Here is a 24,848-nt window from a genome sequence, read left to right on the forward strand (position 1 = left end):
AGCCCTTATCGCTGAAATGCGTACACCGTGTGGTCGTTCCAGATGCCGACGTACCCACTGTGGGTGGTCACGTCGACCGCGATTGCCCCCGGGTACGTCCCAGCTTCGATCCTGCCGACTACTGCATTCGATTCGGTGTCGATGACGGAGACGTATCCGTCTTCGAGATAGTGCGTGACGTAGACCGTGTGGATGTCCGGATCGACCGCGACTCCTTTCGGGTGGTCACCGACGTCGATCCTCGCGGTCACGGTGTTCGATGCGGCGTCAATTGCATAGAGAGGTCCGGCACCGCCGTTGATGACGTAGAGGGTCCGGGACTTCGAATCGAAAGCGATCTCGCCGTCATCCGCACTCCCTTGGTCGCCCAGATCGATTGCACCGGTCACGGTGTTTGACCGACCGTCGATAATCGTCAGCGAACGCCCCCGATTGTGGGCGGCGTAGACCGTTTGAGTCTCGCCATCAATACCGAGACTGACAGGCTCACCCTCGACTGGGATGTTCGCCGTCACCGTTCGGGTGGCCGGATCGATGACCGAGATAGAGCCATCTGGGGGATCGGGCGCGTCGATGTCAGACCCGATCGCACGGTTCGCGGTATAGACGAGGTGTGTGACCGGATCCACCGCAATGTCCCTGGGTACGCCGTCGATCTCGATCCGCGCAGCGACTTGGTTTGTGGCCAGATCGATGACAACAACAGATTCGCGCGCGGTCGCATAAAGGATGCCCGAGTGTGCATCGATGGCCAGGTGGTGCGGGTCGCCGACAAGCGGATTTTCCTCGTCCGCGAACTGGTCGACAACAGAGAACGTCGTGGTGTCGATTTCCACGATGCCATCGAATCCGACGGTCGTGTATGCGCGTTTCGACGCGGCATCGACCACCACGTCGTCTGGGTTGCTGGTTAGCTGGATGACGCGGTCGCTGAGTGGTATCACCACCGGAACTGGCGGTTTGCTTTCCGCTCGGTCGTCAGATCTCGACTCATGGTCCGCGGCGCAGCCGACAGCGAGCGGCACAAGCGCCGCGAGGGTGAGAAAAATACGTGAGGTCTTCGAGATCATGGCGGGTCCTCCCGGCGCTAGTAAGTTCCGCTGTGGATACCATCGTCGACGAGTGGCCGCTGGATCGTCAGTCCCTACAGGGTGGCTGTTTCTAGACCTTGAGTGCCAGGTTGAGGCCATCTGGGTAGCGCGAGCGGGGAGCGTTATCGAGGGTCGCGACTACTGGTAACCCTGCGTATTCGATTCCGTCGTATTCGCGCTGACGGACCGCAGTCTCAGCGGTGCCGTCCGGCCGAACCGCGGCGGCAATCTTGGCGGCAATCTCAGGGATTGAGTCGTGTGCCCCGACGACTTCCTGCGCTGACGGCGGGATCCGGGAGTTCGGCGTTCGGTGACCCGAGGCCCGGCGACACGGGATCCGGCGGCCCGGGGTCCTGTGGCGCCGGATACCGCACGGCTGCGGGAAAGCAGCGCAGCAGTGCGGCGAGCCGCGCGGTGTCGCCCGCCACCTCGGTGTCTGCCCGCTCGACGGCGTCGTGCAGCGCCACACCGGCGAACACCAGATCGCGCAATGTCGCCGCCTCCGGCACGGTCAGCCACGCATCGGGTTCGGCGTGCTCACCGCGGTCCAACTCGAGGCGCCCGCCCGCAACGGTGATGCGGAACCGATCGCCCGCGACGTCCAGCTGGCAGCGCAGCGACAGCTCACCCGCCAGTGCCGGATCGAAGGTCGCGCGCAGGGCGAACAGCAGCGCGTCGACGCTCAGTTCCCCTGCGCCGTCCTCGCGTAGCGGTGCGCGGCTGCCCCAGTGGGCGAGCGCGCGGAGCACGGGCTCCAGTTCCTGCCCGCGCTCGGTGAGTTCATACACGGCGGCGGGCGCAGGCAGTCCCAGGCGCCTTCGCCGCACCAGGCCGTCGGCTTCGAGCTCGCGCAACCGCTGCGCGAGGACGTTCTGGCTCATCTGCGGCAGCCCGCGGTGCAGGTCGGAGTATCGCTTCGGGCCGAACACCAGCTCCCGCACGACGAGCAACGCCCACCGCTCGCCGACCGCGTTCAGCGCTCGCGCGATGCCGCAGGGGTCGTCGAACAGCCGCTTCTTGCTCATGCATCCGATTGTACTTGCGAAACAGGTGTGAACACTACTAAATTAGGAGTGTAAACGCGTGACCTCGGCCGACGGCACCGTCATCGGCTACACACGGCTAATCCGTTCGCAACACCGAGAGAAGGAATCGAACCCATGGGAAGGCTCGCGATCGAGACGAGAGGGTTGAAGGAGAGCTTCGGCAAGACCCACGCGGTCGCGGGCGTGGACCTGGCCGTAAGCGCCGGTGGGGTGGACGGCGTGCTAGGCCCGAACGGGGGCAGGAAAGAAGTGCGAGTGACGGAGGGGGCAGCCCACGTAACTCAATCCTGGTCGACATGCTCCGACGGTGACGACCACGCATCGAGAAATGGAGAGAAGCAGTGAACGAGATGACACTTCGTGTGACGTCGGCCGACGGTACGAGGATCGCCTACGACCGGAAAGGTGCTGGCCCGGCGGTGATCCTCGTCGGCGGCACCCTAGACGACGGCGCTGAGAACGCGCCGCTGGCCCGGCTCCTTGCCAACCATTTCACGGTCTACAACTACGCACGACGCGGCCGGGGCGCCAGCGGCAATACACCGCCGTACGCCGTGGCGCGGGAGGTGGAAGACCTCGACGCGCTGATTGCGACAGCCGGCGGCTCAGTTCACGTGTACGGCGCCTCATCTGGCGGCGCCCTCGCGCTGGAGGCAGCAGCGGCAGGTTCGACGATCGACAAGATCGCGGTGTGGGATGTGCCGTACGCGATCGGGGACGACCTGCGGCCGAGGTTCAACCAGTACCTCGCGGACACCCACGAGGCATACAAAGCCGGCCGGGACGAGGAGCTCCTGGAACTGTTCGTGAGGCTTACCGGCGGACCCGACGCGGACATTGCAGCTGGCAAACAACACCCGTACTGGGCCTCGTCCGTCGCGCTCGCCCACACGCTCGTCAAGGACGCCGTGGTCCTCAATGACTACAAGATCCCCACGAACCGACTTGCCCGCATCACTCAGTCGGTCCTGGTGACCACCGAGGGTCCGATCACCGAGCCCCAGATGGCGGGCCTCCCGACCGACTTCTTCGACCGCGCCGCGAAAGCGATAGCCGCTGCCACCCCCCAGACCGAACGACACACGCTCGACGGGCAGGGACACGTCGTCGCCCCCGAACTCATGGCCCGTGTACTGAAGACATTCTTCAACCAGTAGCCCGTCGACTGATCAGGTCGCGACCGTGGGTCGCTTCGGAACGCAGGCCCATCGGCCACGTCAGCATCGGTCGGTGAGCGGCGACTCCTGAGTCATCAGCACAGGGGGGGTACGCAGGAGTTTACTGGTAACCCTGCGTATTCGGATCCGTCCTATTCGCTATTAGGGGCGTTGTCCGGTTCGTCCTCGAAATACGCTGGCGGGGTGACTTCACCTGATACCAGCAAGGTTGATATGGCGGTGCTCGCGCTCGCATTGGTCGGCGAATTCACCAAGCAATACGGTCACGACCACGCTGAACGTCGACCCTCTTGTTGCCCCTTCCGCCCCTTGCATGGTTGAACTGTGGCTGGACCCTCATTTGATCTGACACAGCGCAGCGCTCTGACCTGCGGTGCGCCGTCCGAACAGCGCTGCCAATAAGCAGACGTGAAGTTGGCCAGGGTAGTGATCTCCATCCCTCTAGGTGCTGGTGGTGACCTGCGGGCCAAGGCGATCATGTGTTGGAAGCAGCTGCGCCGACTCGACCTCTGTTAGGCGCCGCCCAACGAAAGGACACCCTTTGACAACCAACTTGCGCCGGCGGTACGGCTGGATTTTTCTGCCAGTGCTGATTGCCAGCGTTGTTGCCGCATGCGCTCAGGACAATGACGATACCGCCGCAAGCGCATCCAACTCCGGATCGACTCAGACCCAACCCTGTGCGATACCGAGCGACACCGGCGAGGGTGTCAGCGTGTACACCACCAACGGGGTGACCGTGGCGGTGATCGTCGCTCCCGATCCGAATGCCAATGCTGGTGCCTTCGAGTTCACCCCGGATCAAGTGGTCTATGGTCGGCTCGTCCTGCAACCGAACGACCCCAACGCCACCCTGACCGGCACGGTAACCTACAGATGGGCGCGCGACGACCTGCCGAACGCGGGGACACTGGATGAACACACCACCACCGAAACGGTAAACGGCTGCAAGCAAATCTCCACCGAGATCGGACCGCTCGAATCCGGCGGCTTCTACGATTTGAGCCTGGATTTTGTCTGGACCGACCCCACCGACGATGCCCGGGGCCTGAGCGCCGGTGTAAGCACGGGCCTTAAGGTCGCCTAATCGTCAGCGGGTTCGGTGACGCTGCCCGGCTGCGCAACCGCTCCATCTTGCTGTTTGCCTTCGATAAGTGCCTCAGCGTGAGCAGAGTCGAGGCCGTTGAGCACCAGGTTGAGGCCACCTGGGTAGCGCGAGCGAGGAGCGTTATCGAGCGTCGCGACTAGTTGACATAATGTCGATTATCGGCAATTTCTGACCAGCCGTTATGCGGACGGGTTACGTAAGACAGATGCCGCGCGGCTGAACGGCAACGATGGGTGCGTCACGCCGCGGTCGTGTTCACACTGGCTCGGCCTCCCGATTTCCTGGCGCCATCGTGAACGTCGCTGCAAGCCTGCGAATTTCGAGATCCTGAAACCTCCGCAAACCAGCCCTCCAGGCCCCGTTTACTCACCATCAATACGTCACTGTGACGAAAGCTGCGAAAGCAATCCTTGTATCTCGCGCGAAAAAGTATGTACAGGTTGCGCAGTCCGTACGGATCTTTCCACGAAGACCTGCCGGACTGCCGAGACCCGGGCCGGCCGACGCGATATTCGAACCCACGAAAGCATGCAGACCTCCCCCTGGATTCACCCCCGCACACTTCGTTAAAACGTCACAGTGACGATATGGCGCGGGGGGAGTTTGTTCCGAATCGGCTCCCGCGCCAAGCATTTTCGTGGACAATCAGCTACTCATGAGCACCGGTGCTTCGCCGTCGGACGAATCCGGCGTCACGATCGTCACACAAACGCGGGTGCGCCCGGACAAGGCTGACGAGTTCGGTCGCGTCCAGACTGCGATGGCCGAAGCGGCCCGGACCTTTCCGGGGTTCGTCGAACAGAATGTGATTCCGCCGAGCGAGCCTGCCCAGTCGGATTGGGTGACCTTGCAATGGTTCGCAAGCAACGACGATGCAGTTGCGTGGTTGCGATCGCCGATCAGGCGAAGCTTCTCATCCCGAACGAGCCCACTTGCGACGGGTCAGTCCAACACTCGTCTCCTCGCAGACCGCGCCGCGACCGCCCAAACCATGGCCACCGCGGTCATCGCTACGCGGATCAAGCGAGGCTGCGAAACCGAGTATCGAGCGTGGGAACAGCGCATTGCCTCGGCGGGCGCAGCCGCACCAGGTTTTCAGGGCTATCGCTTCGAGCCGCCGATCGCCGGAGTGCAGGACAAGTGGCTCGCCGTACTGTGGTTCGACAGCGACGACAGCCTGCAGGCGTGGATGTCATCGACCGAGCGTGCGGATCTGCTGCGCGAAGTGGCACCGATCGTCGACACCTTGAGCGCGCAATCGGTGCGCACCGGCTTCGATCAATGGTTCGATACGCCGCCCGGCGGCGAGCCGCCGGCGCCCTGGAAGATGACCATGATGGTCTTGCTGGTCCTCTACCCAGCCGTTTTCATCCTCGACACATTCGTCGCACCGCCACTGGCTAAACACGGAGTGCCGTTCTGGATGGCGCTGTTCGGGATCAACGCGGTGACCGTAACCATCCTGGGCTTTGTCGTTCCACTGGTCAGTCGTCGATTCACCTGGTGGTTGAATCCGGCCGACGACGCTACGTCGGCCCGGCGAACGTGGCTGGGCATAACGGTGGTCGTCGCCCTCTACCTGCTCTGTATGACGGCGACTGCGACGTACTCAATCCTGCGCTGAATCTTTGACGGACGTGCCGTTCTGGGTTCGATCGATCACACGCGGCCGCAGCGCCGCACGTCCGGTGCCTTCCCACCGCTTGATGCCCGGGAGCGAAATGTCGAGCAGGTCCACGGCCCGTGCAAGAGTCTGATTCACGATGTCGTCGATAGTGACCGGTCGGTGGTAGAACGCCGGGACCGGCGGCATCACGATCGCGCCGTTTCGCGTCGCCTGCGCCATCAATTCGATATGCCCCGCATGCAGCGGCGTTTCCCGCAGCAGCAGCACAACACGACGACGTTCCTTCAGACACACGTCGGCAGCGCGCACGACAAGTTCATCGTTGTAGCAGTTCGCGATACCGCTCAGGGTTTTGATCGAGCACGGCGCGACCAACATCCCCGCGGTGATGAACGAACCCGACGACACCGCCGCACCGATGTCCTTCGGGCTGTAGACCCGGTCGGCCAACTCACGCACTTCGTCGGGCTTGTAGTCCGTCTCCTCGACGATCGTCCGCATACATGACGCGGTGAGGATCGCGTGGGTTTCGACGTCGGCGACGTCTCGAAGTAACTCCAGCGCACGAATCCCGTAGATGGCTCCGGATGCGCCGGTAATCGCGACGATCAGCCGTTTCATGTGCTCACCCGAGTCGTGTTGTCGACAAATGCCGCTGCTGCTGTGGCGATTCGCGCCGCTGCCGCACGCTCGTCGCTATCCTGCTCCCGGTCGATTTCTGCGCGAACCACGACGTCGATTGCGGCCGCGGCGCGGGCAGCAGTGGTGCCGATAGCAGGCTCAGCCTCGAGCGTATCCCCCACCACTTTCAGTTCGGCCAGTTCGATCAACTCTGCTTGAATTTCCAACCGCTGTAGCGCGCTTCGCAGCTCTGCCGTGCGCGCGTCCGGCGCCGGCGCGGGTCCAGATTTCAAACGCTTTCGAACCACGCGCAATGGGCGCACTACTTCGGCGTGCCATGGATCGATGCGCCCGCGCAGCACATCGATGTGCGACGGTGTCAGGATTCGGCCCTTCTCCGCACCGAAATGCGCCGCGAACAAGAGGAGGTTCACGTCGAGCCCGACACTTTCCTGCAACAGCAAGCACGCCGACGAGACTCCTTCGGCGCCATAGACTCCGAGCGCAAACCGCTCGAGGTCGGAGCCGGATACGCGCGCCTCCGTTGCGTTACGCACAGGTGCGACCACCGCCATTTCAGTTACCGCGCTCGTTGAAGAATAAATCTCTGCTGATTGCGCTACCAGTGTTCGTGCGGAATGCGACGATACTCGCAGACCGCCGTCCCGCAGGGAGAATGAAGGCCGCGCGATGCCATTTCAGGATTTTCGAGATTTTCTCACCGCACTGCGCGAAGCAGGCGAGCTGGTTGACGTCGAGCGGCCGGTCGAGCTGAACCTCGAAGTGGCAAAGGCATTGCGCAAGAGCGCATCGATCGGCGGCCCAGCGTTCGTCTTCAAGAACAACGGCACCGGCTACCCGCTCGTCGGCGGTGTGTACAACTCTCGTGCCAAGGCGCTCATCGCATTTCAGGCGACCGAAGAAGACGTCTTCGAACAGATACTGCAGAGACTGTCGAATCGCATTCCGCCGGTGATGGTCGAGGACGCGCCGGTGCACGAGAACATCCTCGAAGGCGAGGCGATCGACCTGACGACGATCCCCGTGCCGACCTACAGCCCCAACGACGGAGGCCCGTACATCACGGCAGGCATCGTGGTGAGCCAGGATCCGGAGACTGGCATTCCGGACATGGGCCACTACCGGTTTCAGATCATCGACAAGAACACCATGTCGTTCCTCGCCCAACCGAACCATCGGTTCGGCAAGAACCTCGCCAAGGCAGTCAACCTGGGCCAGAAGACGTTTCGCGCCGCATTGGTGATCGGCGTCGACCCGATGATCGCGTACACGTGTCCTATCCAGGTACCCGACGACACCAACGATTTCGAGATAGCGGGCGGATTGCGCGGCGCTGCAGTCGAACTCGTCACATGCCGGACGAGCGATCTGGCAGTACCCGCGCGGGCCGAAATGGTGATCGAGTTCGAGGTCGAGTTCGATACCGAAGTCTTCGAAGGTCCGCTCGGTGAGTACACCGGTTACTACACGCCCGGTTCTATGAAACCGATCGCGCGAGTCACGGCAATCACCCACCGAAACGACGCTTACTTCCAGGGGCTGCTCACCGGTGTACCGCCCACCGAGAACCACACACTCAAGCAGCTACCGTTCGAAGCGTCGTTCTTCCAGATGATGCGCAGCCAGTTCCCGACCATCGAGAAGGTCGCGGTCCCGTCGTCCGGCGGCGTTTCCTTCTACATCGTCATCGCGATGCGACCGCGCTATTCGGGCGAAGCGCGCGCGGCGATCCTCGCAGCGATGGGAACGAACCTTCGACCGAAAACAGTGATCATCGTCGATCCGGATATCGACGTCAACGACTCGGACCAGGTCGAATGGGCGACGGCCTTCCGCACGCAGCCGGCCCGCGACGTGATCGTCGTCGACCAACTGCCTGCAGGCCCGCTCGATCCGTCCGTTTCCGACGACATTCCGCTCGATCAGCGAATGGGCTCCGCATTGGGGATCGACGCGACCTACCCCTACGGCACAGATGTCCGGATCGCGGGAGAGACAGTCGGATCCGACGACGCGTGCGGAGCGTCCGTCGCCGAGCACGGGCACGAGTACGTCATGGTCGCCGATGTTCCCGGCTGGCGTGACTACGACTTCCCGGAGCTGCGCAACCGCGCACCCTGAGTTCCACCGTCTTCCAGGGCACGTCAGCAGAGGAGAGGATCCGAATGCACGACATCAGTCACGAAATCAAGATCGGCGCTCCACCCGAGCAGGTCTACGCCGCACTCACCACCATCGACGGCATCAAATCCTGGCAGACACCGCACACGTCCGGCACGGGCGAAGTCGGTAGCAAGTGGCAATTCAAGTTCAGCGGACGCCCAGAGTTCGACTGGGAGATCGTCGCTTCCGAAGCGGACCGCATCGAGTGGCGCTGCACGGCCGGTCCGGGTGACTCGGTCGGAACCACAGCGACCTTCGACATTTCGCCGATCGACGACGGTCGAACGCACCTTGTTCTCACACACAGCGGTTGGCCGGGGACACACGGCAACTACCGCAAATGCAACACGATCTGGGGCGTGCTCTTGCACCACCTCGCACAGGCAGTCCAATCCGGAAAACCCGCACCCGCCTTCAACTGAGGACCCAGCCGATGCCGCAGCAAAGCTTGAGCGAGTTCGTCGATGCGATGGAGGCGGCCGGCCTCTTGGTCCGCGTCAAGGAAGAGAAGCGCGTAGACGAATTGCCCGCTGTCATGGAAGAGCATCCGCTGACAGCGGTACTTGTAGAGAACGTGACGGACTGCGAATTCTCGTTCCTCGCGAACGCGTACTCGAACCAAGATCAGACGGCCTGGGCACTGGGTTGCGACAAGAGCGAGACCGGCCGACGGATGGTCGAACTCGGAAAGGGCAGGGTCGAGCCCGAGATTGTCGAAACGGCGCCGTGTAAGGAAGTCATCCTCACCGGTGACGACGTCGATTTGACGCGCCTGCCGCTGTTCTTGCACCACGACCGCGACGGCCACGCGTACACCAACGACAATCTCGTCGTCACAAAGGACCCGAACACCGGTGTCTACGACTGGGGCATCTACCGCAGCATGTTCCGGACGAAGAACGAGAAGAACTTCGACATGACCTGCACGTCGCACCGTGCCCGGTTGAATGCGCAGGCGGCGCAGGCCAAGGGCGAGAATCTCGAGCTCGCTATCGTGATCGGCGGACCGTTGGTCGACAAGGTTGCCGCGCTGACGGGTGTACCGCCGGGCACCGACGATTTCGAGGTACTCGGCAGCTTCTACGGCCATCCCGCGAAGCTCGTGAAATGCGAAACCATCGACCTCCTCGTGCCGGCAAACGCTGAGATCGTGCTCGAATGTGAGCTGATGGCGACAGAGGGCCTCACCCATGACGAGGGCCCGTACGGCGAATTCACCGGCATGTATGGCGGTGGCATCAAGGCGAATTTCCGCGCGATCGTCAAAGCGATGACCTTCCGCAAGGGCGCGATCTTCCAGCACGCCACAATCGGGGGCCTGCACCCCTGGTACACCGACAACATGCTTCAGCTGCCGATGATCGAGTCCGACCTCTACGGCGGACTTGCGATGGCAGGCATCGACGTCAAGGAGGTCCGCGCGCCGCTGGGCGGGCTGTCCAACATCGCGTACGCGAAAATCAAGCCTCGTGGTGCCGGGGACTCGAAGCAGGCGCTCGGCGTGATGTTGACCTGTTCGAAGCAGGGGCTCCCAAAGATCGCGATGGTCTTCGACGAGGACGTCGACATCTGGGATGACAACGCCGTGCACTTCGCCATGGCGTATCGGTATATGCCGCACCTGGACACGGTGACGCTTCCGAACGGCAACACGATGACGGTCGATCCGATGATCGCCGAAGATGCGGCGCCCGGTACCGCGTCGAAGATCGGCCTGGATTGCACGATCCCGATCAGTCCCAAGTTCGTGCCGTCGCACTTCGACCGGAGCACGGTGTTCGTCCTCGGCGATCCACCACCGAATGTGGTCGTCAAGACGGAAGACGAGTTGACGACCGACATGGCCGCACTCATCCGCGAGGCACCCCGGACCTGGAAGGAAATACTCCAGCACTTCAACGGGCAGCCGTACCGCGCCGTATACGGGGCGTTCAGCAACCTGCGCCACCAACTCGGCCGCTGCGACGACGCGCCGTGGTATCGGTATACGTTCTCCGACACCGACTTCGCGGTCGATGTGAAGGAGACCCGGCCATCCAATTTCGACCCGCGGCACCGGGAGTAGCCGGCGGCCGGCGCTGACGCGCTAGGCTGGCGAACCATGCGCAACTCGATCAAGATCTTGACCGTCGCGACGGCACTCGTAACCGGTGTGAGCCTCGCCGGCTGCAGTTCGGACGACGATTCGTCTACTGCGAAGACAACTAATTCCGCACGTTCCAGTGCTGCGGCGCCTACCGTCGATACGCGGCCTGAATGCTCCGTCGACGCCGTGACTGTGACCGGCGACGCCGGTGCGCGGCCACAGATCACGATCCCCGACGATTGCGCTCCCCCGACCCAGCTCTTGATCAAGGACATCACTCCGGGAACGGGCACCGAGGTTGCGGCAGGCAACGACGCAACCGTGCAGTACGACCTCGTGACGTGGTCGGACAAGGTCGAGAAGGACGCGTCCTGGAACCGGGGCGAACCCTTCACCGTCGAGAACGTCGGTCAGGCACAGGTCATCGATGGCTGGAACCAGGGCCTGATCGGCCTCAAGGAAGGCGGCCGCAGGCTCCTGATCGTGCCGCCGACACTCGGCTACGGTCGCGGCGGCAACGGAATCAAGCCCAACGAGACCCTGGTCTTTGTGATCGACGCCGTGTCGGTTGCTCCTGGCACGGCCGGATAGGAAGCGGGAGTCACCATGCGCGCATTCCGCGAAGCAATCGAGAGAGGCGATTTCGCCTCTCTCCCAGCTCTTTTCACTGACGACGTGGTGTTCCGCAGCCCCATCGCGCACAAGCCGTATCACGGTCGCGAAACTCTGGGTGCGATACTCATGGCCGTGTCGAAAGTCTTCGAAGACTTGACTTACGAGCGCGTTATCGGAAACGAGGGACCCGGCGACCACGCGCTGGTGTTCAACGCAAGAGTCGGCGATCTGGCCATCAGCGGCTGCGACTTCCTGCACGTGCGGGAAGACGGATTGATCGACGAGTTCACGGTCATGCTCCGCCCGCTGAAGGCGGTCAACGCGTTCGCCGAGAAGATGGCGGTTCAGTTCGCCGCGGCGATGGAAGAGATGGCCGCAGCGCACGCAGCACAGCAGGCCACGACCACAATCTGACCGGTGTCCGTCGAGCGCTCCTACGCTGGTGTCATGAGCGCCCTCCAACGTGCACAGGTTCTCGCGTATCGCTTTGCCGTCCACGGCCTCGCTGCACCTGAATCCGACGCGTCGACCACGCTGGCCACCGGTCTGCAGGACTACCCGCCGGGGCGAACTGCGTTGCTCGCTCTGCGACTTCGAACGGGTTCGACCGATGGCTCCCCCACGGTGCTCGTCCACTCGGTTCGGGCCGCGATGCATCTGCACGATGCTGCCGAGCTGCCGCGACTGATTGCCGCGCTGCGGGTCGACGACGCAGGAGCGATCCCGCAACAGTCGATGGGGCCGTTCGGCGGCGAACTCGAAGCATCGGGCGTGTCGTTCGGAGCTGCGCTCGACGAGGTCGCAGATGCGATGCGATCGGCGATGGGCGACCTCGCTTTCCCGACGAAGGGTGAACTCAGCGGTGCGGTGAGCCCGAAAATCGACCGCCGCCTCGCGCCCTGGTGCGAGGGCTGCGGAGCCGACCACGTCCAGGATCAGCTGTTTCGGCTCGCGACGCTCCAGGCGGGGCTTGTCGTAGACGTCGACAACCACTCCCCCAGCCAGTTCCGTTACAGGGCAACAGAGTTCGAGCCCGCCGACCCGACTGCGAGCCGTGCGGAACTGGTCGACAATTTCCTCACCACCTTCGGACCTGCCCGCCCGGCAGACTTGGCGTCGTGGCTCGGTCGCACGCCCTCGGCAGCGAAACACTGGTGGGAACTCGTTGCCGAGAATCTCCAACCGGTCGAGATCGACGGCAAAGAGCACTGGGCTCGTGCCGACACGCTCGAGACTGTCGAATCCGCACCCGCACCGACCGGCGTTCGGCTGCTACCGCCCTACGATCCGATCACCGAACTCGCAGATCGAAAACTCCTGGTACCGGACCCTGCGCAGCGGCGAAAGGTGTGGCAGGCGGCCGCGAACCCCGGCGTGGTTCTCGTCGACGGCGACATCGCAGGCGTATGGCGGCAGAAGCGAACTCGAGACCGGCTGACATTGCGAGTCGAGGCGTTCGGCAAGATGTCGGCCCGCCAACGACGTGCGGCCCAATCCGATGCCGACGTCATCGCCGATCAGGCCGGTGCGGACAATGCGGACCTGACATTCGATTGAACGAGCGCGACCTGTAGTCAGCCCACGATCGTGTTGCCTGCCGACCCGGCGGCGACGGTCTCGATCAGCCGGAGAAGCGCGTCGGCCGGTGCCGGCCTGCCGAACAGATAGCCCTGCGCCAACGGATACCGCAGAGCGGTCAGCACCTCGGCCTGATGGTCGGTCTCAACGCCCTCGGCAACGATCGGCAATCCCAGCGCCGAGCACATCGACGCGACTCCCGCCAGCAACGGATCCGAGTGCGCTCCGGGTCCGAGATGTGCAACGAACGAGCCGTCGAGTTTCACGAGATCGCGCGGCAATTTCGCCAGCCTGCTGAGCGACGAATACCCGGTGCCGAAGTCGTCGATCGCGATACGAATTCCCGCTCGCCGAAGCCTGGACAGATTGTCGATGGCTGATTCCGATTCGGCGTCGAGCACGGTCTCGGTTATCTCGAGCACAAGCTGGCTCGCGGGCCATCCGGTCGACTCGACCGCCTCCGACACCGTCGCGGGATAGTCGCGCGCACCGAGCGAGAGCCCCGAAACGTTCACGTGCAGTGCGATACCCGCACCCGCGAATCCGATCAGCTCGGTGCACGCTGTCCGCAGTACGTAGCGGTCCAATTCCTGGATGACGTCGTTGTCTTCGGCGATCCTGATGACATCTGGCGTCGACAGATCGGGTTGCGTGGCTGATGTGAAGCGCACCAATGCTTCGAATCCGACAACCGCCACGGGTGCGCTGAGACGAACGATCGGCTGGTAGACGACCTGAATCGCGCTGTTGGCGATCGCGTCGCACAGCTCTGCCGCGAGAATGGACGGCTGCGAGGACTCGACGATCGTGCGGTTCCGGCCGGCATGCTTCGCGCGATACAGCGCGACGTCCGCGCGTGCCAGAACCGAGGCCGCCGTATCGCCAGGACGCCAGGACGCGACTCCTGCCGAGCAACCCAGCGAGATCGACCGGCGCAAGGCCTCGGTCGCGTCCACAGCGGCACTCTCGCTCGCGACGGGCAGCAGCAGCGCGAACTCGTCGCCGCCGTATCTGGCCAGGACTTCGCGTGATCGCAACTGCGCCCGCCAGGACTTGGCGACGTCACGCAACACGATGTCGCCCGCACGGTGGCCGTGCTCGTCGTTGATCGCTTTGAAGCGGTCCAGATCCAGAAGGACGACGACGGGCGTGAGTCCTGCGCGGGTCGCGTTTCCGATCGCGAGGTTCAGGCTGCGGTGGAACCCGCGCCGGTTTGCCAACCCCGTCAACGCATCGATATCCGCCTCCGACGCGAGCCGACCGAGGACGCCGACCGTCAATCCGATCGCGATCGTCGTCGTCGCGACCGAATACGAGATCCACCACGGCAGATCGGGGCGTGCGGCCAGAATCGCGCCGATCAGAAGCGCGACGAAGACGAGCTGAACGGCGACGCGGTGCCAGGCGAAGAAGAAGCCGTCGTTGACGGCGATTATGACCGCGAACACCGACATCGATTGTGCGACGGCGTCGTTGGGCGTCCAGTAGACCGCTCCACCGAGGAGCAGCGAGCCGACGAAGGCCGCGACCTCGAAGTGGACCAAGTCGAACCGGCCACCCCACTTCATCAACACGAGCCCGATGCAGGCCGTGGTCGAGGCGATTGCGTACAGAATCGGGATGTTCGGCGCCTCGAACGGCATGAGGGCGGTGATCCCGATACCGAACAATCCAGCCGTCGAGTACAGGCCGCCGGTGGCACGCGCCATCAACTCGGGGGTCGCCAGCGCCGATGGCGATTGCAGCCATTGGAGGGGCGGCAGGTTCCTCCGGCCGATACTCACAAGGCAACGTTAGGAGGTCGGGCGCCTCGATGCACGCGTTGTCGACCGCGTGTGCCGAAACGGCCGATGCGAGCATCGAGGCAGATCACCTCTGTCTGCATCCAATACAGACAGTCGCGGTCACTTCTCGGCGAAGGCGACCATGCCGGGACCGAATTCGGGCGCTACATCGCGTGCCGTGAGCCCGTTCCCGCAAGAATCGCACTCGAGTGTCACATGCGCCTCGCCGTCGCAGTCGCGGTGCCGGTAGTGAACCGGCGGACCGTCCGGCGCCATGTACGTATCGCCCCAGTCGCGGATAGCTATCAGGATCGGATAGATGTCGTGCCCTTTGGGCGTGAGGCGATATTCGTCGAAGCCACCGTCGGCGGGCTTCTGCTTCACGAGGATGCCGTGCTCGATCAGGCGGTCCAGCCGGTCCTGGAGACGGCTGCGCGAGATCCCGAGCGCACTTTGGAACGCGTTGAAGCGCCGAATGCCCGAGAAGGAGAACTTCAGGATCAGCAGCGTCCACCGATCGCCCAAGATCACGAGCGGTCGGGTGATCGAACACGGGAGATCGGCGAGTTCTTCGTAGCGCATACCGACAATCCTACGACTGGTTCCAAAACGAGACTAGTGATAGCGTCTGGTCTCGAAACGAGACCATCTCGAGAGAGGCGTTGTGATGACCCAGACTGCCGACCGCACCGACCAGTTCCCCGCGCTCGCACGCCTACTCGACGAACGGTGGACGTGCAGGCAGTTCCTGCCCGATCAGGTACCGCAGGAGACGATCGAGACCCTGCTCAACCTCGCTCAGCGGACGCCGTCCTGGTGCAACACACAGCCGTGGCAGGTCGAACTCACGGCCGGTGCCGCGACCGATCGTTTCCGTAGCGAGCTGCTAGATCACATTCGGTCGGCACCGCTCACACCGGACCTGCCGTTTCCAGCCGCGTACACGGGCGCCTACCAACAGCGCCGGCGGGAATGCGGATTCCAGCTCTACGACAGCGTCGGAATTGTGAAGGGCGATCACGCGGCAACGATGCGCCAATCGATCCGCAACTTCGAACTGTTCGACGCACCGCACGTCGCGATCATCACGACCGAGGCGGATCTCGGCACCTATGGCGCGGTCGACTGCGGCCTCTACATCAACACCTTCCTACTCGGAGCGCAGAGCCTCGGCCTCGCGGCTGCCCCGCAGGCTGCGCTGGCGTCACATTCGAAGTTTCTGCATACCTACTTCGACCTGCCGGACAACCGACAGGTCGTCGCCGGGATCTCGTTCGGATATGCCGACCTCGCTCATCCGATCAATTCGTTCCGCACCCGCCGGGCGACTGTCGATCAGGTCGTGAACTGGCACAACGAGTGATCTAGCCGGCCGCCGGTGCCAGATTCGGCACCGCCCACCCGTTGGCGGGTTGTGCCTGCTGGGCACCGCCGAACCAGCCGCGGAGAACGAGGAAGCGGACGCCGCCGATCGCGGCGCTGACGGCCACGACGAACGCGCCGCTCGCGAGTGCGGTCGTTGCGGGGAACAGGTGGCCGAAGCCTGCGACCGCCGCGCTGCTCACTGCAAGTCCCACCAACGCCAATCCCCCGCCCTGCGATTGTGCGGTCAACCAGCCGATTCGCCCACCCGCACCGAAGGTGACGCGACGGTGCAGTTCGTTGGCAAGGGCAGTCGAGCCGGCGGCACCGACGAGGTTCGCCGTCATGAGGCCTTCGTGGCTGAACGTGACGAAGAGGACGAAGTAGGCGACGTTGCTGACCCCGCCGACCATTGCGAAACGGACGAGCTGCGCGAAGGTTCCGGTGCCGCGAAGATCGAACAGCTTTCGCGCGATCATGGGAACGTCCTCTCGTCGGTGAGCTCGGGAATCGTCCGGCTTCGATGACAAGGTTCGCGCGTACCGCTTTCTGAATGCTTATCGAATTCTTACGGTTCTACTCCGTCGACTCGTAATGCGTGGCTGGGTGTTGGCTATGTGACGAGCGCCCTACGTAGCATCGGGTTGAAATCGCCGCGTGCTGGGTAGCCCTCTCCTCAGGCGCGCGTCGACTCAGTACCGCGTGCACAGTTGTTTTGCGAAAGGGATTCCACAGAATGACCGACACGGCGGCCAAGGTGGTCGAGCCAACACCACAGTTGACCGTCCAAGAGGCACCCAGTTCGGTTCGCCGACGGCGGCTTCCCCACTGGGGTGACGCCACCGTCGCCATCGCATACATCGCGCTCGCCGCGTTCGTCATGGGCCCGCAGTGGCGAAACCTCGACAAGGCATACCTCGTCAACGGTGGCCAGGATCAGACGATGTGGGAGTGGTTCTTCGCTTTCACAGCCCACGCGGTTTCGCTTTTTCAGAGCCCGCTCGGCACTGATCTGCAGAATCACCCGCTAGGTGTGAACTTGATGGCGAACACCGCGATGTTCGGGGTGAGTGTCCCGTTCGCACCGGTCACGCTGCTTTTCGGCGCAACCGTCACGTTTGTTGCCGCACTCACGGCGGGGCTTTGCGGCACGGCATACGCCTGGTACTGGCTGTTCCGCCGCGAACTGGTCGAGTCGCGCTTCGCCGCAGCAATCGGCGGCTTGTTCTGCGGGTTCGCGCCCGCGATGGTGTCGCACGCGAACGGCCACCCGAATTTCGTCGTGCTCTTCCTGCTGCCGCTGATCGCGGCACAGATTCTGCGACTGACCCGGTCGGCTCGCTGGATCCGTGACGGCGTCGTACTCGGACTGCTTCTTGCCCTGCAGATCGGGTTCGGCGAGGAACCACTGCTCATCTTCGCGATCGCGTTCGGCCTGTTCGCACTCGTCTACTACGCACGCGATCCGAAGGCGGGACTCGATGCGTGGCGGGCCGTTTGGCGACCGCTGTGTCTCGGCGGAGCGATCGCCCTCTCGATCACCGGGTTTGCGCTGTGGTGGCAGTTCTTCGGACCGCAAAGCTATCGGCACATCGACCACGGCCAGATGGGCAACGATCTGTTGGCCATCACCCAGTTCCCGACACAATCCTTCGGCGGCGACCTCGCACCCGGGCAGAATGTCGCGATCAACATCACCGAGCAGAACGCCTACTTCGGCTGGCCGCTGCTCGCGGTCGTCGCGATTGCCGGAGTGTGGCTGTGGCGGAACAAGATCGCTCGCGCCGCGACGATTACCGCAGCGGTCATGATCGTCGTATCGCTCGGCGCAGAACTGAAGATCGGTAAGGATGCGACGGGAATCGAACTGCCGTGGGAATGGCTCGGGCGAGTGCCCTTGCTGGAATCTGTGCTCGAGACACGATTCGCGATTGCCGCGATTCCCGCGATCGCAATTGTGCTGATACTCGCGACCGAACGCGCCCTGCGCTCGAACACGGTGTCCACTCCATGGTTCGCCGGGCTCGCCTTGGCGCTGATACCGCTGACGCCGACGCCTCTGCCTGTCATCGATCGATCGCCTACCCCGGAATTCTTCTCTGCGGGTTCATGGCGCGAATTCACCTGCGGTGGTTCGGTAGTCGTTGTGCCGCTGCCCGGCCCGGTCGATGCCAGAGCGCTGCGCTGGCAGCAAGCGGCCGATTTTCAGTTCCCGATCGCAGGTGGCTACTTCGTCGGTCCCGTGGGTAGTGAGCGCGAAGGAAAGTACGGCCCCGAGGACCGCAGCACCGCGCTCGTTCTCGCCAAGGCGCAATCGTCCGGTCAAGTACCGCAACTCGATGCCGCCACGCGCGCAGCGGTTTTCGACGATCTGCGCTTCTGGCAGGCAGATGTCGTCGTCCTGCCGCAGACCAACAAGCGTGACGTCCTCAAGACCACAGTCGATCGCTTGATCGGCTTCCCAGGTCGTCAAGTCGACGATGCGTGGGTGTGGGACGTTGCCGATTGCGGTCACTAGCCGATCGAGGCTGTCCGCAACTCCTTCTCGATCGGAGTCGGGAAGGACGGAACCACCGTTGCGCCTTCGAGTCGAGGCTGCAGGGACGCGACCGCCTTGTCGACGGCCCGTACCGCGGCTTTGCCGCGATCCACGATGATCCGTGTCGCGATCGTGGCGTCGGGACGGACCGCCCACGCACCGATAACCTCTCCACCCCACCAGATCGTCGGGCCGACATTGCCGTTGCGGTCGTAGAGCGGTTCCCACTCGTCAGGCAGATACCACGCCCGCTCCTTCCACCCCATCGGAGTCGGGTCCAAGGCGGGCAGAAGCGCGGCGGTCGGCGCAAGCGCCGTTTCGTGCTCGACGTCGTCCGCCAGAACCAGGCCGCAGCCTACGTCCACCGTGTCCAACGCTGCGAGCGCCTTCCGCGTAGCACCGAGCGTCCAACCGGTCCACCACTGAACATCGACGACCGTTGCCGGACCGAATCGACGAAGGTATTGCTCGACCAACCGTGCTCGCGCGTCGGGTTCGGCTGCGATCCCGGCAGGCCACCAGTGCGCGCCCGGCTTCCAGGTGTGCGCACGCGATGTCCACGCGCCCCGCGGCTCGCACCGCACCATCCGGCCCTCGGCCGCCATGTGGGTCAGCACCTGAGATGTGATGTTGCGCTTGATATCCCATTTCTTGTCGGTAGTCGGGAGGAAGGCCGTCCGCAATCTCGGTTCGTCCGTGGACAATTGCGCGGCGGTGGCAGTACCGCGCCTGGCGAGCGCCAACTCCACAGCCGTCTCGACCGACCGCAACCAACCCTCGATATCAGCCGGCACGGGCGGCTCGGTCGGGAGCGTACTCAGTTGCTGGACAAGCCTTTTGCGCTGCTGGGCGGCGATATCGACCGACGCCGCCCAGTGCACGACGGGTACGAGCGGCGCCGGCACGACGAACAGGGTGCGCCGCATGGCGAGCATTCGGACGAGGGCACGATCGTCGTACATCGCCCGCGCGATATCCGCGATGGAAGCCGACGGACAGCGCGCCAGCACGGACAGGTATACCGTCGCGGGATCGGTCGCGTGCAGTACGACAAGATCGGTGGTCGCGCGGACCGGGTCTGCCGCCGTCCCGGCCAGGTGGTGGCGGGCGACCAGCCGGGTCCGTCGGTCGGCCGTGGTGAAATGCATGACCTCATTAGTACCGTGGAACACCGACACGACTTTCGCCGTGGCTGCTGACCGCTCCTGGAGGAACTATGGAAGTACCTGACGGGACCCGCCCTGACGCCCGGGTGTCAGCCGCGTTCATCGAACTGGCACAGATGCTGGTGAACGACTACGACGTCGTAGAACTGGGCCAGCACCTTGTGGAAACCAGTGTTCGGCTGCTCGACGCGGCCGCTGTCGGTTTGCTGCTCGGCGACCAGCGCGGCCACCTGCAGGTACTCGCGGCGTCGAGCGAGGAGATCAGGTTGGTCGAACTGTTCCAGGTGCACTGCAACGAAGGACCCTGTCTCGAGGCGTACCGAACGGGCGAACAGGTACACGTCGCGGACCTCAGGGTGCACGACGACGAATGGCCGGCGTTCGCCGAGAAGGCTGTCGGGGAAGGCTTCCATTCCGTCTTCGCGCTCCCGCTGCGGCTGCGGAAAGAGCGCGTCGGCGCGTTGAATCTGTTCCGCACCAACGCCGGAACCATCTCGGAGACCGATCTGGCGATCGGTCAGGGGCTCGCGGACGTCGCGACCCTGGGCATCCTGCACCAACGCACCGAAACTGTGAACGTGCAGTTGCAGTCGGCCTTGAACAGCCGGGTGATCATCGAGCAGGCGAAGGGCATCATCGCGGAGCGCGGTGGTGTCGGGGTGGACGACGCCTTCACCAAGTTGCGCGCACATTCACGCAACACAAATCAACGGCTCGTCGAAGTCGCGCGCAAGATCGTCGCTGGGACGATCGACACCGCAACTTTCTTCGGCAGGTAGGCAGTCCGCATAGCGGTCCAGGTATCCTGGACCTGACACATTTGCCCTAGTCCTCGGCAAACCGCTTCGGTCGCGTACCCCCATGCTTGCGAGGGGCTGTGCGGTCGGCTCCGCAGATTCGAGGAACGCTGACTATGGGTCGAAATTCGTACGAGGATCATCGAGACGCCGTGGACCTTCGCGGCACGACGATCGGTACGGAAACCCGCTGGTGCGACACGACCGCAATCGTGTCTGTCACAGGCGACATCGATATGCAGTCCGCAACCCACCTCACCGATGCGATCGGAAACGCGCTCGCGCAAGCGCCCGCCGGACTGATCGTGGATCTCGCCGGTGTCGAGTTTCTGGCATCCGCCGGAATGACGGTACTGCTGTCCACGAACTCGAAGCTCGGTCCCGGCATGCGATTTGCGGTCGTCGCCGATGGGCCGGGTACGAGCAGGCCCCTACGCCTCATGGGCGTGGATGCCGCCGTACGCGTGTACCCGACGCTCGCCGACGCGTTGAAAGACTTCGCCGAAGCGTCGCTGGAAGACCCGTCTGTGTGCCCATGACGGCGCAATTCGCGCTTCTGCCGGCCCGCGCGTCGCGCCGGGGATAAATGCGCGAACTTTGTGCGTCAAATGCTCGTTCTGGACGTATGACTTCCTGTAACAATGACATACAGGAGGGGATTGTGGCGCTGTCGGGCGGATGATCATTCATCCATTCGCAGCGCCTGCTTCCTTACTGCAGCGTTACTGGGCTGCCCCAGACCATGGCAGTTCGTCCCCGGTGATGATGGACGAGTAGACGGGTATGGCGTGACGGGATATCCACAGGAGTGCCCCCCTGATGTCGGGCGGCTACGCTCGGCGCGAGATGCCGAGAATGCCGCTCAGGCAGAGTTGTTCGTGAAAATCGCGCGTCGGGACCCTGCCGCTTTTGCGCAGTTGTACGACCAGACGTCCGCGCGCGTATTCGGGGTCGCTTTCCGGATTCTGCGCGATCGCGGCTTTGCAGAAGAGGTCACGCAGGAGGTCTTTCTGCAGGCGTGGCGAGACGCCGATCATTACGACGCCGCGAAAGGCAGTCCTGTTACCTGGCTCGTCACACTTGCCCAACGTCGTGCTGTGGACCGCGTCCGGTCTGAATCGTCGAATACCAACCGGGAGTTGAACTATCAGGCGAAGAACAGCTCGGGCGTCTTCGACGAAGTGGCCGAGGAAGTCGAAATCCGTTGGGAGCACCGAGCAGTCAGCGAATGTCTCGCCGGACTCTCGGCACCCCAACGTGAATCGCTAGCTCTCGCGTACTACAAGGGCTGCACCTATCGGGAAGTGTCCGAATACCTTTCGGTTCCACTGCCCACCGTCAAGTCCCGAATTCGGGACGGCCTCGCGCGCTTGCGTGCGTGCGTGGGCGCGGAGTAGACGGGCGCGGAGTAAAACCGATCAGGGACGGGCCTGATCGGCGGCCTCGGATTCACTGTCGGCACCGGAATTGGCAAGGCTCCCACCGGCGTTCTCCAGATGAGCTCGGACGAACCACTGGAACTTCTCCAGTTCCGCGTTGTGCCCGATGACGATATCCTCACTGACACGGTCGATTTCGCCGATCCGGTCCATGATCTTTCGGCCGGTCTCGATCACGCCCGTGTACACCAGGTCGAGGGCGGCCAGATGCGAGATCGCGTTGTCGCGGCCGACCGAGTAGTCGTCCCACGACCGATCATCGATGATTGCCCCAGGCGTGCCCTTCGGCGACTGCCCCAGTGCGGCAATGCGTTCCGCCACTTCGTCTGCGTAGCCGCGGACGAGGTCGACCTGGGGATCGATCATTTCGTGCACACCGATGAAATTCGGTCCGACTACGTTCCAGTGCACGTGCTTCAGCGTCAGGTGCAGGTCGTTGTAGGCGCTCAGCCGCTGTTGCAGCAAGCCGGCCACTTCGCTGCCCTGCTCGTTGGTCAGCCCTGGAATGGTGAACTCTGTTGTCATGCAGATCGCTCCTTCTGTGCTGTGATCGGGGCACCGACGATGCGGCGCACCTCAGCGTCCCCATACGGATTACCCACAGACACTGGGGCGTAACCACAGCAGTCAGATGGCGAACGTCACTTCACCGCAGCGGGATCGGCGCTTTCGTTGTAGCGCCTCGAATGCGGTCCACGATCGGCGGCTGCTACTCAACCCTTGCCAGATGTGATGTCGCCGGTGAGGTACCGCTGCAGGGTCGGGGCCATGGCGTCCACCAGCGTGTCTACGTCCGCCGACGCGAGGGGTTCGGTCTTTGCGACGTATCGCATCAATCCGAAACCGACGAGTTGCGAGGCGCACAGGGTTGCCCGCATCCGGATATCGTCGGCGCCCAGCGCGCGTAGCAGGCGCTCGAAAACGTCACCCAGGAAAATGTCCATCAGCGTGTCGACAGCCTTGTTGATCCCGACACTTCCGAGCGTTCCCGCGGCGAAGGGTCCGCCGCCCGCTGCATCCCAGGTCGTGATCAGGACATACAGCGTGCGCCTGCCGACCTCGTTCGCCGTTCCAGCGACGATCTTGTCGATGAATTTCGGTGTGCTGAACGGGAGCCGGAAGCCGGCCAGGAGATCTAGCGGGCCGCCGGAATCGGCACCGTCGTCGTCGCGCTTGGCCATCGGCCGTCGCCCCTTTCGCAGCCGTACTACCTGATCCACGAATTGTGCAGGCTCGTCGTACTGCGCGCGGGGATTTCGTCCTAGTCGGTCGAGGTTGCAGACCTCAGCGCGTCGCGGCGTCCGGGCGCATCGGCGGGCACTGACCGCCCGGCACAGTAGCCAGTTCGAAATGCCACCACTCGTTGACGAACATCCGGCACAGGCCCCAGCGGTTGCCGTTCGCCTCGAGCCACGCAGCACCCGCAGCCGGTCCGACGTCGACCGCGTGCCCGGATACGTGTGTGGATTCTTCCGGCGGCAACACCCACCTGCGGGCGGCGTCGGGGCTGCCGTATGTGGCGATGCCGTCGTTCCAGAGCCACAGCTGCTCGTCCCACGTGCGGTAGCCGGAAGTGATCGACAGCGGTACGCCCACGCTGTGCGCTTCCTCCTCGGCCATCGAATAGGCCACGGCGAGGAGGGGATCCAGTCCCTCGGTGCCTGCGGCCGATTGCGTCGGCGGCAGCGCTGCTGCCTGTGGTGCACCGGCCAGCCCGTGCAGGAGGAATGCTCCGACCAGCAGCGGCACCGACGCCAAGACGCGTCGTACGCGGATTCCCCCGGGCAGCCCGGCTGTCTTCGAGGCGGTCATACCTCACCCTCTCACGTGCCAATCGCTGAAGCGTTGCCAAGCACGGTACTGGTCCGCGAGCGGTTGTCCAGTATTCGAGCGGTTTCCGGGCTTGCGCCCTGCCGTACTCTGAGCAAGTCAAATGTCCAGCAGCAGGCTCGGAGCGTGCGTCATGGTCAAGGTCTTTCTCGTGGACGATCACGAGGTGGTCCGTCGGGGACTAGTCGATCTCCTGAGTAGCGACCCGGAACTCGAAGTTATCGGCGAGGCAGCGAATGCCGCGCAAGCACTCGCGCGCATTCCCGCGCTGCGACCGGATGTCGCGGTCCTCGACGTGCGACTCCCGGACGGAAACGGCATCGAACTGTGCCGTGAATTGCTGACACATCTGCCCGAATTGCGGTGCCTCATGCTGACGTCGTTCACAGATGAAGAAGCGATGCTGGACGCGATCCTCGCAGGTGCGAGCGGATACGTCGTCAAAGACATCAAAGGGATGGAACTTGCCACGGCGATCAAGGATGTCGGAGCGGGAAAGTCCCTGCTCGACAATCGTGCCGCCGCTGCTTTGATGTCCAAACTGCGGACTCGCACCGAGGTGTCCGACCCGTTGTCGACGCTCACCGAGCAGGAGCGAATGCTCTTGTCGCTGCTCGGCGAGGGACTCACCAACCGGCAGATCGCGGGCCGCATGTTCCTCGCGGAGAAGACCGTGAAGAACTACGTCTCCCGCTTGCTCGCGAAGCTCGGGATGGAGCGGCGGACACAGGCCGCCGTTTACGTCTCGAAGCTCGGCCAATCCGCGCCGTAGGCCTAAGCTCACCATCCACCGGGTA

26 protein-coding genes are annotated in these 24,848 nt (G+C 63.6%); 15 read left to right on the plus strand and 11 right to left on the minus strand.

All coding sequences use genetic code 11. The features are described 5' to 3' along the window. Positions 1–5: 5 nt before the first annotated feature. Complete coding sequence (locus JGU72_RS12600) at positions 6–1,070, minus strand: YncE family protein (RefSeq protein WP_199684227.1); 1,065 nt, start codon at positions 1,068–1,070, stop codon at positions 6–8. Between the two features lie 263 nt (positions 1,071–1,333). Continuing rightward, positions 1,334–2,116: a winged helix-turn-helix transcriptional regulator gene (locus JGU72_RS12605; protein ID WP_199684228.1), complete on the minus strand. Its 783-nt coding sequence runs from the start codon at positions 2,114–2,116 to the stop codon at positions 1,334–1,336. 371 nt (positions 2,117–2,487) lie between these two features. Here JGU72_RS12605 and JGU72_RS12610 point away from each other — a divergent pair, with 371 nt between their 5' ends. The 3 genes from JGU72_RS12610 (at position 2,488) to JGU72_RS12620 (ending at position 6,047) form a co-directional block, all read left to right on the plus strand. Next, positions 2,488–3,294, plus strand: a complete 807-nt coding sequence (locus tag JGU72_RS12610) for an alpha/beta fold hydrolase (RefSeq protein ID WP_233532316.1) — start codon at positions 2,488–2,490, stop codon at positions 3,292–3,294. Positions 3,295–3,856: 562 nt separating this feature from the next. Beyond that, positions 3,857–4,402 (plus strand): hypothetical protein, encoded by a 546-nt coding sequence (locus JGU72_RS12615; RefSeq protein WP_199684230.1) that lies wholly within the window; start codon positions 3,857–3,859, stop codon positions 4,400–4,402. 676 nt (positions 4,403–5,078) lie between these two features. Then, positions 5,079–6,047 (plus strand): antibiotic biosynthesis monooxygenase, encoded by a 969-nt coding sequence (locus tag JGU72_RS12620; RefSeq protein WP_199684231.1) that lies wholly within the window; start codon positions 5,079–5,081, stop codon positions 6,045–6,047. On the opposite strand, the gene JGU72_RS12625 is transcribed toward JGU72_RS12620, so the two are convergent. Further along, complete coding sequence (locus JGU72_RS12625; protein WP_199684232.1) at positions 6,033–6,671, minus strand: UbiX family flavin prenyltransferase; 639 nt, start codon at positions 6,669–6,671, stop codon at positions 6,033–6,035. The two genes, JGU72_RS12620 and JGU72_RS12625, sit on opposite strands and share 15 nt — an antisense overlap. After that, positions 6,668–7,228: a TIGR02444 family protein gene (locus tag JGU72_RS12630; RefSeq protein WP_199684233.1), complete on the minus strand. Its 561-nt coding sequence runs from the start codon at positions 7,226–7,228 to the stop codon at positions 6,668–6,670. The genes JGU72_RS12625 and JGU72_RS12630 overlap by 4 nt, the downstream gene beginning before the upstream one ends. A 133-nt stretch (positions 7,229–7,361) precedes the next feature. Here JGU72_RS12630 and JGU72_RS12635 point away from each other — a divergent pair, with 133 nt between their 5' ends. From JGU72_RS12635 to JGU72_RS12660, 6 genes are read left to right on the plus strand one after another with little or no spacing between them, the layout of a single operon-like run. Next, on the plus strand, positions 7,362–8,813 hold the full coding sequence (locus JGU72_RS12635; protein ID WP_199684234.1) for a UbiD family decarboxylase: 1,452 nt from the start codon (positions 7,362–7,364) through the stop codon (positions 8,811–8,813). 44 nt (positions 8,814–8,857) lie between these two features. After that, complete coding sequence (locus tag JGU72_RS12640; protein ID WP_199684235.1) at positions 8,858–9,277, plus strand: SRPBCC family protein; 420 nt, start codon at positions 8,858–8,860, stop codon at positions 9,275–9,277. Between the two features lie 11 nt (positions 9,278–9,288). After that, the gene (locus JGU72_RS12645; protein ID WP_199684236.1) at positions 9,289–10,920 is read left to right on the plus strand and encodes a UbiD family decarboxylase; all 1,632 of its coding nucleotides are present in this window, start codon (positions 9,289–9,291) and stop codon (positions 10,918–10,920) included. 36 nt (positions 10,921–10,956) lie between these two features. Then, entirely contained in the window at positions 10,957–11,532 is a 576-nt protein-coding gene (locus tag JGU72_RS12650; RefSeq protein WP_199684237.1) for an FKBP-type peptidyl-prolyl cis-trans isomerase, read from the plus strand. A gap of 15 nt (positions 11,533–11,547) precedes the next feature. After that, positions 11,548–11,970 (plus strand): nuclear transport factor 2 family protein, encoded by a 423-nt coding sequence (locus tag JGU72_RS12655; protein WP_199684238.1) that lies wholly within the window; start codon positions 11,548–11,550, stop codon positions 11,968–11,970. A 33-nt stretch (positions 11,971–12,003) separates the two neighbouring features. After that, complete coding sequence (locus JGU72_RS12660; protein ID WP_199684239.1) at positions 12,004–13,113, plus strand: winged helix DNA-binding domain-containing protein; 1,110 nt, start codon at positions 12,004–12,006, stop codon at positions 13,111–13,113. Positions 13,114–13,130: 17 nt separating this feature from the next. On the opposite strand, the gene JGU72_RS12665 is transcribed toward JGU72_RS12660, so the two are convergent. Together JGU72_RS12665 and JGU72_RS12670 are read right to left on the minus strand one after the other, a co-directional pair. Next, positions 13,131–14,918, minus strand: a complete 1,788-nt coding sequence (locus JGU72_RS12665; RefSeq protein ID WP_199684240.1) for a putative bifunctional diguanylate cyclase/phosphodiesterase — start codon at positions 14,916–14,918, stop codon at positions 13,131–13,133. A 120-nt stretch (positions 14,919–15,038) separates the two neighbouring features. Next, positions 15,039–15,500 (minus strand): winged helix-turn-helix transcriptional regulator, encoded by a 462-nt coding sequence (locus tag JGU72_RS12670; protein ID WP_199684241.1) that lies wholly within the window; start codon positions 15,498–15,500, stop codon positions 15,039–15,041. 85 nt (positions 15,501–15,585) lie between these two features. Between JGU72_RS12670 and JGU72_RS12675 the strand changes: the two genes are divergently transcribed. Further along, entirely contained in the window at positions 15,586–16,281 is a 696-nt protein-coding gene (locus JGU72_RS12675; RefSeq protein ID WP_199684242.1) for a nitroreductase family protein, read from the plus strand. Position 16,282: 1 nt separating this feature from the next. On the opposite strand, the gene JGU72_RS12680 is transcribed toward JGU72_RS12675, so the two are convergent. Next, positions 16,283–16,759, minus strand: a complete 477-nt coding sequence (locus JGU72_RS12680) for a GtrA domain-containing protein (protein ID WP_199684243.1) — start codon at positions 16,757–16,759, stop codon at positions 16,283–16,285. Positions 16,760–17,016: 257 nt separating this feature from the next. On the opposite strand from JGU72_RS12680, the gene JGU72_RS12685 reads away from it, so the two are divergent. Beyond that, complete coding sequence (locus tag JGU72_RS12685) at positions 17,017–18,798, plus strand: glycosyltransferase family protein (RefSeq protein WP_199684244.1); 1,782 nt, start codon at positions 17,017–17,019, stop codon at positions 18,796–18,798. Here JGU72_RS12685 and JGU72_RS12690 read toward each other — a convergent pair. Beyond that, complete coding sequence (locus tag JGU72_RS12690) at positions 18,795–19,967, minus strand: winged helix DNA-binding domain-containing protein (protein ID WP_199684245.1); 1,173 nt, start codon at positions 19,965–19,967, stop codon at positions 18,795–18,797. The genes JGU72_RS12685 and JGU72_RS12690 overlap by 4 nt on opposite strands. Positions 19,968–20,035: 68 nt before the next feature. Between JGU72_RS12690 and JGU72_RS12695 the strand changes: the two genes are divergently transcribed. The 3 genes from JGU72_RS12695 to sigK all read left to right on the plus strand — a co-directional run bounded on the left by JGU72_RS12695 (position 20,036) and on the right by sigK (position 22,179). Further along, positions 20,036–20,764 carry a GAF and ANTAR domain-containing protein gene (locus tag JGU72_RS12695; protein WP_199684246.1) on the plus strand — a complete coding sequence of 243 codons (729 nt, stop codon included), beginning with the start codon at positions 20,036–20,038 and terminating at the stop codon, positions 20,762–20,764. A gap of 134 nt (positions 20,765–20,898) precedes the next feature. Beyond that, positions 20,899–21,321: an STAS domain-containing protein gene (locus JGU72_RS12700; protein ID WP_199684247.1), complete on the plus strand. Its 423-nt coding sequence runs from the start codon at positions 20,899–20,901 to the stop codon at positions 21,319–21,321. Between the two features lie 249 nt (positions 21,322–21,570). After that, entirely contained in the window at positions 21,571–22,179 is a 609-nt protein-coding gene (gene sigK, locus JGU72_RS12705) for an ECF RNA polymerase sigma factor SigK (protein ID WP_307828415.1), read from the plus strand. A 21-nt stretch (positions 22,180–22,200) separates the two neighbouring features. On the opposite strand, the gene JGU72_RS12710 is transcribed toward sigK, so the two are convergent. From JGU72_RS12710 to JGU72_RS12720, 3 genes are all read right to left on the minus strand, one after another. Further along, on the minus strand, positions 22,201–22,746 hold the full coding sequence (locus JGU72_RS12710) for a Dps family protein (RefSeq protein ID WP_199684249.1): 546 nt from the start codon (positions 22,744–22,746) through the stop codon (positions 22,201–22,203). 188 nt (positions 22,747–22,934) lie between these two features. Beyond that, positions 22,935–23,402, minus strand: coding sequence for a TetR/AcrR family transcriptional regulator (locus JGU72_RS12715; RefSeq protein ID WP_199684250.1), 468 nt, complete (start codon positions 23,400–23,402; stop codon positions 22,935–22,937). A 103-nt stretch (positions 23,403–23,505) separates the two neighbouring features. Continuing rightward, positions 23,506–24,033 carry a M15 family metallopeptidase gene (locus JGU72_RS12720; RefSeq protein ID WP_199684251.1) on the minus strand — a complete coding sequence of 176 codons (528 nt, stop codon included), beginning with the start codon at positions 24,031–24,033 and terminating at the stop codon, positions 23,506–23,508. A 151-nt stretch (positions 24,034–24,184) separates the two neighbouring features. Here JGU72_RS12720 and dosR point away from each other — a divergent pair, with 151 nt between their 5' ends. After that, positions 24,185–24,823, plus strand: coding sequence for a hypoxia response regulator transcription factor DosR/DevR (gene dosR / locus JGU72_RS12725; RefSeq protein ID WP_199684608.1), 639 nt, complete (start codon positions 24,185–24,187; stop codon positions 24,821–24,823). Positions 24,824–24,848 lie beyond the last annotated feature (25 nt).

The sequence above is a fragment of the Antrihabitans auranticaus genome, from assembly GCF_016481275.1.
Lineage (GTDB): Bacteria > Actinomycetota > Actinomycetes > Mycobacteriales > Mycobacteriaceae > Antrihabitans.